This window comes from Pseudomonas sp. GL-RE-26, from assembly GCF_019956275.1.
In the GTDB taxonomy this organism is placed as follows: domain Bacteria; phylum Pseudomonadota; class Gammaproteobacteria; order Pseudomonadales; family Pseudomonadaceae; genus Aquipseudomonas; species Aquipseudomonas grandcourensis.
The window spans coordinates 21,013-33,557 of record NZ_JAHBDI010000005.1 but is presented as its reverse complement, the minus strand read 5'-3'; the positions used below and the strand labels follow the sequence as shown (position 1 = coordinate 33,557).

The following is a 12,545-nucleotide window of genomic DNA, read 5'->3' as shown; positions in this document are numbered from 1 at the left end:
TACGCTCCTGGTGAAAGGTCGTGATTTAGACTAAACCCGGGTGTCAAATGATGGGAGTGACAAGCGTGGCGGGATTTCCATGGACTCGATGATCGCGGCAGCCGCACAGGCGCTGGCGGCGGGCAATCCGCTGGGCGCACTGGACCGTGTGGCCTTGCGCGACGATGCGCCGGCGCTGGCCCTGCGTGGTATCGCCATGGCGCAACTGGGCGATCTGGTGCGGGCCAGGGCGCTGGTCAAGCGTGCGCAACGGGCCTTTGCGCCAAGGGAAGTGCTGGCCCGAGCGCGCTGTGTGGTGGCCGAGGCGGAAATTGCCCTGGCTTCGCGGGAGCTCGGGTGGCCGGTCAAGGCGCTCGAAACGGCGCGGGTCACCCTTGAACATTACGGTGACCGGGTCAATGCCGCCCATGCGCGCTATCTGCAAATCCGCCGTTTGCTGTTGATCGGTCAGCTCGATGAGGCACAGCAGTTATTGGCCGAACTCGACCCCGACCCATTGCCGCCAGCCTTGCGCGCAACCCATGAACTGGTGCTGGCGGGGATCGCCATTCGGCGCGTGCAATCGCACGCGGCGCGGGAAGCGTTGAACAGGGCCGGGCAGGCGGCTAGTCAAACAGGGATTGCCGCGCTGATCGCTGAGGTCCAACACGCTGCGTATCTGCTGGATGCCCCAGCGGCACGCCTGATTGCCAAGGGTGAAACACGACCGCTGTTGCTCGATGACGTTGAAGCGTTGTTCTGTTCAACGTCACTGGTGGTGGATGCCTGCCGGTACGTTGTGCACGGCTGTGGCATGTCGGTGCCGCTGGCGACGCGGCCGATCCTGTTCGTGCTCGCCCGTGCGTTGGCCGAAGCATGGCCAGCCGACGTTACGCGGGAAGTGTTGATCGCCCGGGCATTCCGTCTGAAGCTCTCGGATGAGTCCCATCGCGCCCGGCTTCGTGTGGAAATCGGCAGGCTGCGCAAGGCGCTCAAGCCGTTGGCCGACGTCATCGCGACGACCCGCGGTTATGCCCTGCAATCGTCGGTGTGCACGGAGGTGGTGGCGCTGGCGCAACCGATCGAGGAAAAATTTGCCGGGGTATTGGCCTGCCTCGCCGATGGCGAATCGTGGTCGAGTTCCGCCCTGGCACTGGCGCTGGGTACCAGCCAGCGCACGGTGCAACGGGCGCTCGATACACTGGCGGAGCAGGGCAAGGTGCAGTGGTTTGGCCGTGGCCGCGCACGGCGCTGGATGACGCCACCGGTGCCGGGATTCGCGACGACCTTGTTACTCCCGGCGCCGCTGCCCGGTGGCTAGGATGAACGCCACCAACCCCCATCGAGGAATGTCAGATGAAACACGCAACTGCTGAAATCATTCGTGAATACGGCCCGTTTGCCGATGTCGACCACGTGTGCGGTGTCACCTGGGACGGCGAAAAGGTCTGGTTCGCCAGCAACAGCAAAATCAACGCCCTGGACCCGGAAAGCGGCAAGGTACTGAGCTCGATCGATGTCGCTGCCCATGCCGGCACCGCGTTTGATGGAGAACACCTGTTCCAGATCGCCGAAGACCGAATCCACAAGATCGACCCCCGCAGCGGCCGTATCCTCTCGACCATTCCTGCCCCCGGCGCAGGCACCGATTCGGGGCTGACCTGGGCCGAAGGGACGTTGTGGGTAGGCCAGTACCGCGAGCGCAAGATTCACCAGATCGACCCCGAGACCGGCAAGATCCTGCGCACCATCGAATCCAACCGTTTCGTCACCGGCGTGACCTGGGTGGACGGTGCGCTGTGGCACGGTACGTGGGAAGGCGATGAAAGCGAGCTGCGCCGGATCGATCCGCAATCGGGCGAAGTGCTGCAGAGCCTGACAATGCCCGAAGGCGTGGGCGTGTCGGGGCTGGAGTCCGATGGTGGCGAGCGGTTGTTCTGCGGTGGCGGCGATAGCGGCAAGGTGAGGGTGGTGCGCCGGCCTGCATGAGGCATCGATGTTGGATGTGCAGCCTTTTCGAACCGCGCTGCGGTCTTAGGTTTTTTCCGTCCTGCCATGTTTTCTGCTGGTCGAAATCGGTCTAAAAGCCCGGTTGGAAATCGCTCCTGTTTTGCTATCCTCAAACCTGTAGGTGAAGACGCAGACTGATGCGCAAAAGGATAGCGAGGAGACGTGGGGCGCGTTCCGAAGGGTACACGGTTAGAAAGATCCCCGCGCTGGGATCCAGCCCTTATGCCGTGTGAAGCAGAAGAGTTCCATTACAGTTTCACGACTCTTTTGTGGGAGGCCTGATAAACCTTGTAAGCCGGAGACCAGCGCCGGCCACCTACTTGTTACATTCACCCACGAAGCCCGCTCAGTGCGGGCTTTTTAATGCCCGCAAGGTGGGTCCGGTCAGCGGCTCAGGGCGCGCCAAACAGCATCGTCCAATAAACGCCGTTGTCGCTGCGCGCGTTGGCGGCGTACGCAGCACCGACCTGGGTGAACATCGGATTCATCAGGTTGGCGCAGTGCCCGGGGCTGGCGAGCCAGCCGGCCATGGCCTTGCTGGGGGAACCTTGCCCGGCGGCGATGTTTTCACCGATTTGCCGGCCACGGTAACCGGCGGCCTTGGCACGGTCATAGGGCATGTCACCGTCGGGGTCCTGGTGGGCGAAATAGTTGCCGTAGGCCATATCCTTGCTGTGGCTTTGTGCTGCGGAGCCCAAGGCTGCACTCCAGGACAGCGGCCGTGCGGCGGCGAAACGCTGGCGACCGCACAAGCGAGGTTTGGCCCGGGCTGCGTTGACCTGCGCCAGCAACGCCTGTGCGGCGCTCCGTGGATCGCCGGTTTGCCCGTCGAGTACCGGCTTGGCGAGCACCACTTGCCATTCACTCCCGGCGCGGCTGACGCCGATGTCGGCGTATTGGTTGTCGAGCAGTGCGGCGCAGTGCTCGTCCTGGAACATATCGAAGGCTTCTTCGGCATCCCGTGCACCCACCACACGGATCGACCTCACCATGGTGGCCTGATAGCCGGAAGCCTTTAACCGGTCCCGCAACCCACCGCCATAGCCAACGGGCAGGGCCAGGTTCGACTTGAGCGTCAGGGGTGATAAGCGTTGTGTGGGTCGCCGGTCGCAGCGTTGCGGATGGGCACGATAGTCGTTGATGGCGTCTACCAGTTGCCGTTGCCCATCGGCGTGGGCGGGGCTTGCAAAAACGGGGAGCAGGGAAAACAGGCACAGCGAAGAAAAGCGCAAGGCAACGACAGTTTGGCGCATGGATGGACAACTCTGATGAGATGACAACGAAGAAAGTGGGGAAAAGCGCTGGGCTATGACTGGTGCCTTGAAACAAGGTTCACGGCGGGCAGCTGTCTATTTTCGGGCGAAGCCATGAGTCCGACGAAGGGTGTCGGCAGGTCTGTATGATGGGACTTTTTCGCCCCAGACAAGGATCAACCCATGGGTTTGAGCAAACGCGATCAGGCGCATATCGAACGGCGCCTGGTCGCCACCCTGACCGAGGCGTGCGAGACGGCCAAAGCGGAAATCGTCGGGTTCCAGTGGTTGACCCATATCGTCGACTACGCCCGGTTTCCGGCCAGCCTCAAGGTGGTTTGGGTCTTCGATACCCAGGCCAACCGGGAGCAGGCGCTGGCCAAGGGGCAGGGCGAACGCATGGTCGAATTCACCGCCATGGCCCTGGGTGAGGCGCAGGTTCAGCTCAGTCCGGTGGCGGCCCATGTGCTGTTCGACTCTGAAGAAGCCTGCCAGCGGGATAACGCCGGAAACTGGCAGCAAAGGCTGACACGCAAGCGTTAGGCTGGCTGATCGGTTTTGGCTGGAGCAGCCTCTGTCGCGACGTCCGGGGTTTCGCTCGGCCGCAACCTGAAGCGACAGACATGCCCGCCGCGTACCATGCACTCGCTGTGCTCGACTTCGCCGCCGCCCAATGCGCCGATCAAGGCCAGGTCCAGTTCGCAGACCACCGGGTGCTCGGCGGCGAGGCGATGGAACACGCAGTTATGCGCGACGATTTCCGGGGTGTCGCCCGAGCGAAAAAACACTTCGGCTTCGTAGCCCGCCTGGTTCATGTGCTGGACGATCCTGGCTTCATCCACGACCTGCTGTTCACGATCAGAAGCCAGCTTGCGGCCCATGCTGCGCATCAGTGAAGTCAGGGCTTCTGGACCGATGATGCCAGCCACTTCATCAATCAAAACGCTGGCCAGTAGCTGATAGTGGCGAGGGAACTGCTCCCGCGCGTGGTCGGTGAGCCGATACAGCTGCTCCGGACGACGCCCCGTCGGCCGGGTGTCGCCGCGCAACACCAGACCGTCACGCTCCAGCGCCGCCAGGTGTTGGCGGATCGCCGTGCGCGTGACGGCCAGGTGTTCAGCCAGCTCGTCAATGCTCATGCCGCCCCCATGGTGCAGCAGTGCATTGAGCAAGTCCTGCTGTGTTCGGCCCAGTCCTTCCAGCATGATGTGCCCTCGCGCGATATCAGAACTTGTCCGGGAATTGCTTGACCAGCGCGCCGGTCAACGCGTCGGCCAGGGCCAGGATGTGCGTGCGCATCATCGCCCAGGTGCGGGCTTCGCCGGCGTAATCGTGCGCGGCAAACTCATCGATCTGGGCTACGTGGTGACCGCCATGGGCCGACAACATGTTGACCAGTGTGGCTTCAGGCAGATTGGGGTTGGCGGTGGCCAGAAACACCGCAATCGCCTTGGCATTGCTGGTCAACTCGGTGACGGCGGCCTGTTTGCCCTTGGCGTCTTTGACGACGGTGGCATCGCTGTAGTGTTTCACCGCGCCCCAGTGACCGGCAAGCAGCTTGAGGAGTTGATCCGCCGCTGGTTGGCCGTAGAGCGGGGCGATGCTGTTGGCGATTTTGGTGGCGTTGTCGACCACCTGGTCCGCCGCGACTTTGGCTTGCTTTTTGTCGGCGGATTGATTGGCCAGCGCGTAGTTTCTGATCCAGAAAATGTGTTCGACCCAAAGGTCACGCTCGGCCAGGCGCGTGGTCAGTGCGGGGCTGTCGGCAGCGGCGGGTGAGGCGGCAGGCGTCTGGCTCCAGACCGGTTGCGCACAGAAAGCCAGCAGGAGCAAAGCCAGGGTTTTGATATTCATGACGGCACCCTCTGAGAGTGGGAATGTTCGACAATATCAATATAGGCATAAAAATATGTTTTTATTGGGCGAAGACATAATCTCGGACCAATGGTCGTCACAGGTATGTTCTACCTTGCTGGCTACAACCCATCCCCCAGCGCCTTGAGGTATTCAGGGCTTTCGCCAATCGAGTTATGCCCCGTCCCCGGTATCACCTGCAGCGACGCCACACCTTTGGCGAAGTGTGTATACAAACGTTCTGTGCTCGGGCGCGGAATCACTTCGTCATGCTCGGCCGCGATCAACAATGTCGGCACGGTGATGCGGGCGGCGTAGCGCCATGACGGGTATTTGTCCTTCAATAACCAGCGCACCGGAAACCAGTGGAACTGACGGGCGGCCAGCCCTTCGAGGCTGTTGTAGGGCGTGATCAGCACCAGTCGCGCGGCCGGGCGTTCGCTGGCAAGGCGCACGGCAACCCCGGAACCCAGGCTGCGTCCGACCACTGCCACATGCGGATGGCTGGCATACACCTGGTCGAACAAGGTGATGGCGTCGCGGGCAATGGCCTCTTCGGAAGGCGAGCCGGAACTCCCGCCATAACCCCGGTAATGCAGCAGGTACAGCGCGTAGTCAGGGAACGCTTGGGTGAACTCGGGCAGGTTGCGCGAAACGTCTTCGGCATTGCCACCAAAATAGATCAGCGCGTTGGGGCCCTCGTGCGGTCGGACGGAGACCAGCACCTGTGCGTCGGCGACCGGCAGGGTGAGCAGCGTTGCGGCTGTCCCGACGGCGCGCGGTTGCGGGTAATAGATCAGCGCCCGTTGAAACACGAACAGCGCGACGCACAGCGCCAGGTACAGCGCGGCGACGATGACAACGAGTAACACCAGGGTGCGTGACATTCGACTAACGTTAGTGGGCGGCATGACTGCTCGGGGTTTGAAAGTGGCTAGCGCAAGGCTTCCTGAGTGTAGTCAATCGACCCTTGGCGCGGGTTATCCGGGGTGTCGGCGCAACAGGCCGGACCCGAGCGACTGGTGAGAAGCGTTTTATGAGCCATCCTGAGGGTTACACCCGTAGAGAAGTACTCACGCTGGCTGCCGGTGCTTCGGCGGTCTTCACGTTCGGTCCGGTGGGTGCACAACCCGAGCCGTCGACGGGAACAGGAGGCAAGACCATGCAGACCCGCGCCATTCCCTCCAGCAACGAGTCCTTGCCGATCGTAGGGTTGGGCACTTACCGCGGATTCGATGTCGAGCCTTCGCAACCGGCCTACAAGGACTTGCCCGCGGTGCTGGATGCCTTGTTCGACAAGGGTGGCAAGCTGATCGACAGCTCGCCGATGTACGGTCGCGCCGAACAGACCATCGGCGAGCTGCTGTCGATCCATGAGCCGCGCTCGCCGGCCTTCCTGGCCACCAAGGTGTGGACCCGGGGCCGCGAAGAAGGCATCGCGCAGATGGAACAATCCTTCGCCCTGTTGCAAACCGACCGGATCGACCTGATGCAGATCCACAACCTGCTGGACTGGCAGACGCACCTGCCGACCCTGCGCCACTGGAAGGAAGCAGGGCGTATCCGCTACATCGGCATCACCCATTACACGGCGTCGGCCTATGAAGAAGTGGAAGCGGTACTCAAGGCCGAGCCCCTGGATTTCTTGCAGATCAACTATGCCCTGGATGATCGCGGCGTCGAGAAACGCCTGCTGCCGTTGTGCCGCGAGCGGGGGGTGGCGGTGATCTGCAACCGACCGTTTGGCGGTGGCGGCTTGCTGGCCAAACTCAAGGATAAGCCGCTGCCAGGCTGGGCGGCGCAAGTCGGGGTCAAGAGCTGGCCGCAACTGGCGCTGAAGTTCCTGTTGTCGCATTCGGCGGTGACCTGCGTGATTCCGGGCACCGGCAACCCGCGCTACATGGCGGAAAATGCCCGGGCCGGTTTCGGCCCGATGCTGACCGATGCCCAGCGTCAGCAACTGATTGCGCTGGTGGGCTAACGACTAGCTCCAAGCGTTGCGGCGAGTCGTCGAACCTCTCCTATACTGTCTCGCGTCCATGCCGTTTAAAGCGCAATCGTTGCCCTGACGGCGTCCCTGTCCATCACTGCAAGGAGATCGAACATGGCTATCCGCATTGGCGACGAAGCACCGGATTTCACCGCCGAAACCACCGAAGGCACCCTCAATTTTCACCAATGGATCGGCGATGGTTGGGCCATCCTGTTTTCCCATCCCAAGGATTTCACCCCGGTATGCACCACCGAACTGGGTTACCTGGCCAAACTCAAGCCGGAATTCGACAAGCGCAACACCAAGGTCCTGGGCCTCAGCGTCGACCCGGTCAGCGACCACAACCGTTGGGTCGGCGACATCGCCGAGACCCAGGGCGCGGCGGTCAACTATCCGCTGATCGGCGATGAAAACCTGGTGGTGGCCAAGCTCTACGACATGATCCACCCCAATGCCAGCGGCGGCGCGCGCACGGCGGTGGACAACGCCACGGTGCGTTCGGTGTTCATCGTCGGCCCGGACAAGAAGGTCAAGGCCATGCTGATCTACCCGATGAGCGCCGGGCGCAACTTCGATGAAGTGCTGCGCCTGCTCGATTCCCTGCAATTGAATGCCAAGCACACCGTTGCCACTCCGGTTAACTGGCGGCCGGGTGAAGACGTGATCATCCCGACCTCGGTGTCTGATGAAGACGCGAAGAAGAAATACCCGGATGGCTTCAAGACCCTGAAGCCGTATCTGCGGACGGTGGCTCAGCCGAAGTAGTCACCTGCAGTGATACCGCCATCGCGAGCAGGCTCGCTCCTACAGGTTCCTGAGTCGTTCACAGACAGGTGTTTCGACCCGGACCCTGTGGAAGCGGGCTTGCCCGCGATGGGGCCAGTCTTGCTGGCCTAGGACTTTTATTCAAACCAGATACTTTTAAACCACCCCAACGTCCGCTCCCACGCCGCCGTAGTGCAGCATCACCGGGGCCTTGATTCGGGGCACCCGCGGTCAGACCGCCGAAGGTAAACAGCGCGGCGCGGTCGAGAAACTCCCGGCGGTTGATCTTGCCGTGGGCGTAGTAGTCGTAGAGTTCCAGCAGTTCAGGGGCGAAGTCTTTGGCAGTCAGACGGGTCATTGTTTCAACTCCTCTCGGCTGGTTTAACACGGACCCTGTGGGATCTATGGTGGATGTTTGGTATGCATTCTGTTCATTTCAGGCACTGCGCCCCGGCCTTCGCGACTTGCGCATCCTGCCCGGGCTTGACACCCGACACCCCGACAGCACCAATCACCTGCCCTTCGAAAACAATCGGTACGCCACCCTCAAGCGAAGTCAGCAAGGGGGCTGACAGGAAAGCGTAGCGCCCGGCGTTGACCATGTCCTCATAGCTTTTCGATTCGCGCCGACCTAGGGCCGAGGTGCGCGCCTTTTCGGTGGCGATGTAGGCACTGCCCGGCGCACAGCCGTCGAGGCGTTCGAGGGCCAGCGGGTGGCCGCCGTCATCGACCACCACTATGGTCACGGCCCATTGATTGGCCTGTGCTTCGGCGCGGGCAGCAGCGAGGATCTGGCCGACTTCGGTCTGGCTCAGGACGGCTTTGCTGTTCATGGGCATCTCCAGGGTTCGGTTAAGGCAGGGCGGCTTCGACCAGTTCGATCCAGTGCCGCACCGGGGTTCGGCCCGCGCCGTCGAGGTGCGACTGGCAGCCGATGTTGGCCGTGACAATGACTTCGGGATGGCCGCTTTCCAGGGCGTTGAGCTTGTTGTCGCGCAGTTGCCGCGACAGTTCGGGCTGGGTCAGCGAATAGGTGCCCGCCGAACCGCAGCACAGGTGCCCGTCGGGGACGGACGTCAGGTTGAAACCGAGTCCGGTCAGCAGCGCTTCCACCTCACCGCCGAGTTTCTGCCCGTGCTGCAAGGTGCAGGGGCAATGGAAGGCCAGGCGTTGCGAGGCGTGGATGCCGAGCTTTTCCAGCGGTTCGTCGCGCAGCACTTCCACCAGGTCCCGGGCCAGCGCGCTGACCTTTTTCGCCTTGTCGGCATAGGCCGGGTCGCTGGCGAGCAGGTGGCCGTAATCCTTGATGAAGGCGCCGCAACCGCTGGCCGTCTGCACAATCGCCTCGGCGCCTTTTTCGATGCCCGGCCACCAGGCGTCGATGTTGCGCCGGGCGCGGTCGAGGCCGGCGGCCTGGGCGTCCAGGTGGTAGTCCACGGCGCCGCAGCAACCGGCTTCGCGGCTCGCGATGACGCTGATCCCCAACCGGTCCAGCACCCGCGCCGCCGCGGCATTGGTGTTGGGAGACAGGCTGGGCTGCACGCAACCTTCGAGCATCAGCACCTGACGCTCACGCAGGGTCATGGGCCGCGGCTTGGCTGGGTAGACATTGCGCGGCAACTTGCTTTGCAGGGTGCCGGGTAGAAGCGCGCGGAACACCTGACCGCTATTGACCAGGGTCTTGAACAGCTCTGGATGCGGCACGGTCTGCCGCAACGCCTCGCGCAACAGGCGCTGACCAAGGGGGCGCGGCACCGCCGCATCGACCACCGCGCGGCCGATGTCCAACAGGTTGTGGTAGTCGACGCCCGACGGGCAGGTGGTTTCGCAGTTGCGGCACGACAGGCAGCGGTCCAGGTGCTGTTGAGTCTTTTGCGTGACGTCGTTGCCTTCCAGCACTTGCTTGATCAGGTAGATACGGCCCCGTGGTCCGTCCAGTTCATCGCCGAGCAATTGATAGGTCGGGCAGGTGGCATTGCAGAAGCCGCAGTGCACGCAGGTGCGCAGGATGCTTTCGGCTTCCGCGGCGCGGGGCAGATGGCTGGCGCGTTCACTCAAGGTCGTCTGCATGGTTCAAAGCTCCGCGTACAGGCGTCCGGGGTTGAAGACGCCCCGTGGATCGAGTTGTTGTTTGAGGTTGCGGTGATAACGCATCAGCGCCGGAGGCAGCGGATGGAAGGGGCTGTCGGTCAGGCCGTGGCTGAAGCAGGTGACATGGCCGCCGACCTCGTCGACGACCTGGCGGATGTACGCTGCATCGGCATCGGATTTCAGCCAGCGCTGGGCGCCCCCCCAGTCGATCAACTGGTGCCCCGGCAGCGACAGAAGCGGTGTGTTGTGTGGCAGTGACAGGCGCCAAAGCGGCTGGTCTTGATCAAAGAAACTCAAGCGCTGTTCGTTGAGATCGTCCCACCAGCAAGCCTCCAGCCGTTCACCCCCGAGGCGCTCATGGGCCGCCGCCACCGAACCTTGACCGCCCTCAAGCCGCAGGTGCAGGCGTGAACCGTCGTGACAGGCCGCGCTGATCGGCAACGGCTGCTGGCCCCATTCCGCCAGGCGCAACAAGGCCCGCTCGGCGTCCATTTCCAGGCTGATGCTTAAGGCTTGCCGGGGTTTTGGCAGCACTTTGAGGGAAACTTCGGTGATCAGCCCGAGGCTGCCGTAACTGCCGGCCATCAGGCGCGACAGGTCGTAGCCGGCGACGTTTTTCATCACCTCGCCACCGAAGCGCAACAGCTTGCCCTGGCCGGTGATGACCCGCGTGCCAAGAATGAAATCCCGCACCGAACCGACCCACGGGCGCCGAGGTCCGGACAGCCCGCAGGCGATCATGCCGCCGACGGTGGCACCGTCGCCGAAGGAGGGTGGCTCGCAGGGCAGCATCTGTTGCGCGGCGTCCAGCACCTGCGCCAGCTGCGACAACGGTGTGCCGCAACGGGCGGTGATCACCAGTTCAGTCGGGTCGTAGCTGACGATGCCCCGGTGCGAGCGGGTGTCGAGAATTTCCCCGGCGGTGGTGCGGCCGAGAAAGGCTTTGCTGTTGGAACCCTGGATGCGCAACGGCGTGGCGTTTTCCAGCGCCTGATTGACCTGCTCCAGGAGGCACTGGCTGTCATCGAAATCTTCAGGGCTGCGCATCAGAAACGCTCCAGCTCGGGGAAGGGCAATTGACCGCCGTGTATGTGCATGGCACCGAATTCGGCGCAGCGGTGCAGGGTCGGAATGTTCTTGCCGGGGTTGAGCAGGCCGCTCGGGTCGAAGGCGGCCTTGATGGCATGGAACAGGGTCAGCTCATCGCTGTTGAACTGCGCGCACATCTGGTTGATCTTCTCGCGGCCCACGCCGTGTTCACCGGTGATGCTGCCGCCGACTTTCACACACAACTCCAGAATCTTGCCGCCCAGGGCTTCGGCGCGATCAAGTTCACCCGGTTGATTGGCGTCGAACAGGATCAGCGGATGCATGTTGCCGTCGCCGGCATGGAACACGTTGGCCACCCGCAGGCCGTATTCGTTCGAGAGCTCGGCGATGGCGTGCAGCACGCCGGGCAGTTCGCGACGGGGGATGGTGCCGTCCATGCAGTAGTAATCCGGCGAGAGGCGGCCCACCGCCGGGAAGGCATTTTTGCGCCCGGCCCAGAAACGCACGCGCTCGGCTTCGTCCCTGGCCTGGCGCAATTCGATGGCGCCGGCCTGTTGCAGCACCTGGCGCACCCGCTCGCAGTCATCTGAGACATCGGCTTCAACGCCATCGAGTTCGCACAGCAGAATGGCCTGGGCATCCACCGGATAACCGGCGTGGATGAAGTCCTCGGCGGCGCGGATGACCAGGTTGTCCATCATTTCCAGGCCGCCGGGGATGATGCCGGCGGCAATGATGTCGCCGACCGCGCGCCCGGCTTTTTCCACGGAATCGAACGCCGCCAGCAGCACTTTGGCGGTCTGGGGTTTGGGCAGCAGTTTGACCGTGACCTCGGTGATCACTCCGAGCAGGCCTTCGGACCCGGTGAACAGCGCCAGCAGGTCGAAACCGGGGGAGTCGAGGGCGTTGGAGCCCAGGCTCAGGTGCTCGCCATCGACGGTGAGGATGTCGACCTTGAGCACGTTGTGCACGGTCAGGCCGTACTTCAGGCAGTGCACGCCACCGGCGTTTTCCGCGACGTTGCCGCCGATTGAACAGGCGATTTGCGAGGACGGATCCGGCGCGTAATACAGGCCGAAGGGTGCCGCCGCCTGGGAGATCGCCAGATTGCGTACGCCGGGCTGAACCCGCGCAGTGCGGGCGGCGGGATCGATGTGCAGGATGTTGTTGAAGCGCGCCATCACCAGCAGTACGCCTTTCTCCAGGGGCAGTGCACCGCCGGACAAGCCGGTGCCGGCGCCACGGGCCACGACGGGGACGTGCAGCTCATGGCAGACCTGAAGCACCCCCTGGACTTCGTCGATGTATCGGGGCAGCACCACGAGCATCGGCATGGTGCGATAGGCCGACAATCCGTCGCATTCGTAGGGCTTGAGTTCCTCGCGCTGATGCAGGACTTCCAGGTTCGGCAAGCGGGTTTGCAGGGCCTGCAACAGCGCCTGTTTGTCGACGTCGGGCAGGGCGCCGTCAACGCGTTCATCGTAGAGAATGTTCATCGGTTCATGACTCCCGCTGGAGGCCACTGATGTACATCATTGGCCCGCAACGGC

13 protein-coding genes and 1 pseudogene are annotated in these 12,545 nt (G+C 63.0%); 5 read left to right on the top strand and 9 right to left on the bottom strand.

Features of this window, described 5'->3' with window-relative positions:
- Positions 1 to 79 precede the first annotated feature (79 nt).
- Both KGB07_RS03640 and KGB07_RS03635 read left to right on the top strand, forming a co-directional pair.
- Complete coding sequence (locus KGB07_RS03640; protein ID WP_223464584.1) at positions 80 to 1,300, top strand: helix-turn-helix domain-containing protein; 1,221 nt, start codon at positions 80 to 82, stop codon at positions 1,298 to 1,300.
- Positions 1,301 to 1,335: 35 nt separating this feature from the next.
- Positions 1,336 to 1,968: a DUF5074 domain-containing protein gene (locus KGB07_RS03635; protein WP_223464583.1), complete on the top strand. Its 633-nt coding sequence runs from the start codon at positions 1,336 to 1,338 to the stop codon at positions 1,966 to 1,968.
- Between the two features lie 413 nt (positions 1,969 to 2,381).
- Here KGB07_RS03635 and KGB07_RS03630 read toward each other — a convergent pair whose 3' ends face one another.
- The gene (locus tag KGB07_RS03630) at positions 2,382 to 3,242 is read right to left on the bottom strand and encodes a CAP domain-containing protein (RefSeq protein ID WP_046042430.1); all 861 of its coding nucleotides are present in this window, start codon (positions 3,240 to 3,242) and stop codon (positions 2,382 to 2,384) included.
- 183 nt (positions 3,243 to 3,425) lie between these two features.
- Between KGB07_RS03630 and KGB07_RS03625 the strand changes: the two genes are divergently transcribed.
- Positions 3,426 to 3,785, top strand: a complete 360-nt coding sequence (locus KGB07_RS03625) for a hypothetical protein (protein ID WP_046042429.1) — start codon at positions 3,426 to 3,428, stop codon at positions 3,783 to 3,785.
- Here the strand turns inward: KGB07_RS03625 and KGB07_RS03620 are convergent.
- The 3 genes from KGB07_RS03620 to KGB07_RS03610 all read right to left on the bottom strand — a co-directional run bounded on the left by KGB07_RS03620 (position 3,782) and on the right by KGB07_RS03610 (position 6,007).
- Positions 3,782 to 4,447: a helix-turn-helix transcriptional regulator gene (locus KGB07_RS03620; protein ID WP_046042428.1), complete on the bottom strand. Its 666-nt coding sequence runs from the start codon at positions 4,445 to 4,447 to the stop codon at positions 3,782 to 3,784. The genes KGB07_RS03625 and KGB07_RS03620 overlap by 4 nt on opposite strands.
- Before the next feature lie 19 nt (positions 4,448 to 4,466).
- Positions 4,467 to 5,096, bottom strand: coding sequence for a hypothetical protein (locus KGB07_RS03615; protein ID WP_046042427.1), 630 nt, complete (start codon positions 5,094 to 5,096; stop codon positions 4,467 to 4,469).
- 122 nt (positions 5,097 to 5,218) lie between these two features.
- Positions 5,219 to 6,007 (bottom strand): alpha/beta hydrolase, encoded by a 789-nt coding sequence (locus KGB07_RS03610; protein ID WP_223464582.1) that lies wholly within the window; start codon positions 6,005 to 6,007, stop codon positions 5,219 to 5,221.
- A 125-nt stretch (positions 6,008 to 6,132) separates the two neighbouring features.
- Between KGB07_RS03610 and KGB07_RS03605 the strand changes: the two genes are divergently transcribed.
- Positions 6,133 to 7,077, top strand: a complete 945-nt coding sequence (locus tag KGB07_RS03605) for an aldo/keto reductase (RefSeq protein WP_185754824.1) — start codon at positions 6,133 to 6,135, stop codon at positions 7,075 to 7,077.
- Between the two features lie 123 nt (positions 7,078 to 7,200).
- A complete protein-coding gene (locus KGB07_RS03600; protein WP_046042424.1) occupies positions 7,201 to 7,854 on the top strand; it encodes a peroxiredoxin in 654 nt (217 codons plus the stop codon).
- Positions 7,855 to 8,074: 220 nt separating this feature from the next.
- Here the strand turns inward: KGB07_RS03600 and KGB07_RS03595 are convergent.
- From KGB07_RS03595 to glcD, 5 genes and pseudogenes are all read right to left on the bottom strand, one after another.
- Positions 8,075 to 8,212, bottom strand: a pseudogene (locus KGB07_RS03595) (dienelactone hydrolase family protein); the annotation flags it as partial.
- Positions 8,213 to 8,285: 73 nt separating this feature from the next.
- Complete coding sequence (locus KGB07_RS03590; protein WP_223464581.1) at positions 8,286 to 8,687, bottom strand: heme-binding protein; 402 nt, start codon at positions 8,685 to 8,687, stop codon at positions 8,286 to 8,288.
- 19 nt (positions 8,688 to 8,706) lie between these two features.
- Positions 8,707 to 9,924 (bottom strand): glycolate oxidase subunit GlcF, encoded by a 1,218-nt coding sequence (gene glcF / locus KGB07_RS03585; protein WP_223464580.1) that lies wholly within the window; start codon positions 9,922 to 9,924, stop codon positions 8,707 to 8,709.
- Between the two features lie 3 nt (positions 9,925 to 9,927).
- Entirely contained in the window at positions 9,928 to 10,992 is a 1,065-nt protein-coding gene (gene glcE / locus KGB07_RS03580) for a glycolate oxidase subunit GlcE (protein WP_223464579.1), read from the bottom strand.
- Positions 10,992 to 12,491 carry a glycolate oxidase subunit GlcD gene (gene glcD / locus KGB07_RS03575; protein ID WP_046042420.1) on the bottom strand — a complete coding sequence of 500 codons (1,500 nt, stop codon included), beginning with the start codon at positions 12,489 to 12,491 and terminating at the stop codon, positions 10,992 to 10,994. Before glcD ends, glcE begins: the two co-directional genes overlap by 1 nt.
- Positions 12,492 to 12,545: the final 54 nt, after the last annotated feature.

Coding starts and splice junctions, on each gene's coding strand:
- KGB07_RS03640 (WP_223464584.1), top strand. CDS start 80: ATGGACTCGATGATCGCGGCAGCCGCACAGGCGCTGGCGGCGGGCAAT.
- KGB07_RS03635 (WP_223464583.1), top strand. CDS start 1,336: ATGAAACACGCAACTGCTGAAATCATTCGTGAATACGGCCCGTTTGCC.
- KGB07_RS03630 (WP_046042430.1), bottom strand. CDS start 3,242: ATGCGCCAAACTGTCGTTGCCTTGCGCTTTTCTTCGCTGTGCCTGTTT.
- KGB07_RS03625 (WP_046042429.1), top strand. CDS start 3,426: ATGGGTTTGAGCAAACGCGATCAGGCGCATATCGAACGGCGCCTGGTC.
- KGB07_RS03620 (WP_046042428.1), bottom strand. CDS start 4,447: ATGCTGGAAGGACTGGGCCGAACACAGCAGGACTTGCTCAATGCACTG.
- KGB07_RS03615 (WP_046042427.1), bottom strand. CDS start 5,096: ATGAATATCAAAACCCTGGCTTTGCTCCTGCTGGCTTTCTGTGCGCAA.
- KGB07_RS03610 (WP_223464582.1), bottom strand. CDS start 6,007: ATGCCGCCCACTAACGTTAGTCGAATGTCACGCACCCTGGTGTTACTC.
- KGB07_RS03605 (WP_185754824.1), top strand. CDS start 6,133: ATGAGCCATCCTGAGGGTTACACCCGTAGAGAAGTACTCACGCTGGCT.
- KGB07_RS03600 (WP_046042424.1), top strand. CDS start 7,201: ATGGCTATCCGCATTGGCGACGAAGCACCGGATTTCACCGCCGAAACC.
- KGB07_RS03590 (WP_223464581.1), bottom strand. CDS start 8,687: ATGAACAGCAAAGCCGTCCTGAGCCAGACCGAAGTCGGCCAGATCCTC.
- glcF (WP_223464580.1), bottom strand. CDS start 9,924: ATGCAGACGACCTTGAGTGAACGCGCCAGCCATCTGCCCCGCGCCGCG.
- glcE (WP_223464579.1), bottom strand. CDS start 10,992: ATGCGCAGCCCTGAAGATTTCGATGACAGCCAGTGCCTCCTGGAGCAG.
- glcD (WP_046042420.1), bottom strand. CDS start 12,491: ATGAACATTCTCTACGATGAACGCGTTGACGGCGCCCTGCCCGACGTC.